The 2,961-nt window shown below is 26.3% G+C and carries 2 protein-coding genes and 1 pseudogene; 1 reads left to right on the forward strand and 2 read right to left on the reverse strand.

The annotated features are described in order from the left end of the window. Positions 1-258: pseudogene (locus tag A500_RS05070) on the reverse strand (methyl-accepting chemotaxis protein); the annotation flags it as partial. 339 nt (positions 259-597) lie between these two features. Here A500_RS05070 and A500_RS05075 point away from each other — a divergent pair. Further along, on the forward strand, positions 598-1,911 hold the full coding sequence (locus tag A500_RS05075; RefSeq protein WP_016206511.1) for a VanW family protein: 1,314 nt from the start codon (positions 598-600) through the stop codon (positions 1,909-1,911). A gap of 65 nt (positions 1,912-1,976) precedes the next feature. On the opposite strand, the gene A500_RS05080 is transcribed toward A500_RS05075, so the two are convergent. After that, a partial coding sequence (locus A500_RS05080) for an aminoacetone oxidase family FAD-binding enzyme (protein ID WP_040436550.1) occupies positions 1,977-2,961 on the reverse strand: 985 nt, incomplete at its 5' end.

A 2,961-nucleotide genomic window follows, 5' to 3' on the forward strand; every position in this document is an offset into this window, starting at 1 on the left:
TGATATACTTCCTTTTATATTTTTCCCCTTAGATAGTACATCTTTTTCTATAGAGTTTAATAAGTTTCTAAATATAAGTACATTTATACTTAATAATATAAGCATAGCAATAATAGTAACACTGACTGTTATGCTAAATATTTTTTTCCCAATTGTATTCATTTTTTTACTTTTCTTTATTTTTTTCTCTTTTATCTTTGTATTTTCTTTTGCTATCTTATGTTTTTTTCTTTTTTTATTTATCCTTATCTTTTTCATTTTACGCTGCCCCCTATTTGTAAATATTTATTACCAGTATGTTATAATTTTAATCATTTAGCAACCTTTTGTAAATATTTATACTTGTATAAATGATTAAAAAATAATTTAGTTATGTTAATAATATTCTTTTTTAACCGCCATATAAAAATTAAATTCCTTGCATTTAATTTTTATTCGTATCTTATAATCAAATCTTTAATTTTTTCTTTTATACATAAAATAAAATATGTATATTTTTAGTAATTTTTCCCATAAATTCTTGAATTTATTGACTATCCGAGTTAAACTATATATGTACAATAAAGATACAAATTAATTTATAGAAAGTTGGTATTTATGAGCAATAATAATCTTAATACTGAAACACCAAAGGAAGTGGTACAATCTACCCCAAAAAGTATAATTTCATTTTTAAAATCTTGGAAAACTATACTTATAGTATTTTTAATACTAATTTCAATCTTAGGTTATTGGTTAATTAAAAATACTAATTTAATTAATAGTTATTCTAATAAGGTTTATCCAGGCGCTTATATACTAAATAAAGATTTAGGTGGATTAAATAATGATGATTTACACAAAGCACTAGTATCTTTAATTGAAAATATAAGTGATAAAAAAGTAGCTGTAGAAGCTAATAACCAAAACTTTGAAATTTCCTACAAGGATTTAGATGCCACCATTAACTATGAGGACCTTGAAAATGAAATTTTAAGTTTCGGCAAAAATGAAGATTTCTTCCAAAAAATTAATTTATTAAAGAAACCGAAAAATAGGGAATATAATTTTGAAGTTCTTTTTAATGATGAGAAATTAACTTCATTTGTATCTAGTATATCTAATACTATAGATGTTTCCCCCACAAATGCCTCTATAGACATTTCTGGTGGGGCTATAAATATATCAAGTGACTCTACAGGCCTTAAATTAGATTCAGATGATTTATTGGAAAATATTAGGTATAATATTAAAGATATGAATGCCCCAAACATTTTAAATGTGATTGGGAAAGTTGATGTTGTAAATGCTAGCATTACAGCTAGTGCATTAAATAATGTTACTAGTAGAATTTCTTCTTTTTCTACTAGCTATAAAGCTGGTCCTAGTGGTACAAACCTTCAAATCGCTGCAAGAAATATAGATAATTCAATAGTAATGCCTGGAGAAACTTTTTCTACTGAAAAGGCAATAGGCCCAACAACTATTGAAAATGGATTTGTATCTGCTAATACTTACGTCAATGGAGAAGTTGTTCCTGGTGTTGGTGGAGGAGTTTGTCAGGTTGCCTCTACTCTTTATAACACAATATTAAGAGCTGGAATTATACCTACTGAAAGACTTAATCATATGATGAAGGTTTCTTATGTTCCTATAGGACTTGATGCTACTTTAGCTGATAATCTTATTGATTTAAAGTTTGTAAATAACTTTGATGTTCCTATTGTAGTTAATAGTTATGCTGGGAATGGGAATTTAACCATTGAATTTTGGGCAAATGAAGCTGTAAAAGGCGGCATAACATATGAACCTGTTTCTGTTCCGTTAAGTTCATTAAGTGCCGATACTTATTTGTATGGATATAACTCTAATGGTGAATTAGTTGTTAATGAATATCTAAATAGGAGTACTTATCAACCACTTCCAAACTAAAAAGCTGAGTTTCCTCAGCTTTTTTAGTGTTATTATTACTAATTAACAATATATATCTGCTAAATTTAAAATTGCTTTCCCGAATTAATTCCTGCTAAATATCCTGTTGAAAATGCCATTTGAAGATTATATCCTCCAGTTTCAGCATCTATATCAATAACTTCACCTGCAAAAAATAATTTTTTTATTTTTTTGGATTCCATTGTAGATGAATTTATTTCTTTTACACTAACTCCGCCACTTGTTACCATAGCTGCTTTAATTGTAATTGTGTCTTCTACTGTTAATTTCATTTCTTTAATATATTCTATTAACTTAGCTTCATCTTCCTTTTTCAATTCTGAAATTTTAATTTCATTTAAGTTTAAAATATTTAATAGTTCTTTTATAAAATTTTGTGGTAAATACCCTTTTAAATTATTTACTAGACCTTTATTTGCATTAGTTCTTATTATTTTAGATAACTCATCTTTAGATATCTGCGGTAAAAAATCTAATTTTATCTCTACTTCTTTTTCCTTTAAAATTTTACTTATATATGACGAAATTTTCAAAACCCCAGGTCCAGATATTCCAAAATGTGTAAATATCATATCTCCTTGACGTTGTATTTTTTTCTTTTTAATAGTTGTGCTTACTATTACCTCTTTCATTGATATTCCTTGCATATTTTTAATAAATCCTTCTTTAATAACAAGAGGAATCAATGCTGGATATAAAGGATTTATAGTATGCCCATACTTTTGTATTATATCATACATACTTCCATCTGATCCTGTTGTAGGATAACTTTTTCCTCCTGTTGTAACTATAACACTATCAGCATATATCTCTCTGTTATCTTCAGTTACTATTCCCTTAATACATTCATTATCAACAATTAAATCATTCACCTTTGTATTATATAATATTTCAACTCCATTTTTTATCAAATTATTTTTAAATATATCTATCACTTCATCTGCTTTATCACTTTTGGTAAATACCTTTTCATCATATTCAATTTTGTATTCTAATCCGTTATTAGAAAGATACTCAAGTAAATTAATA

Source organism: Clostridium sartagoforme AAU1, assembly GCF_000401215.1.
Classification (GTDB): domain Bacteria; phylum Bacillota; class Clostridia; order Clostridiales; family Clostridiaceae; genus Clostridium; species Clostridium sartagoforme.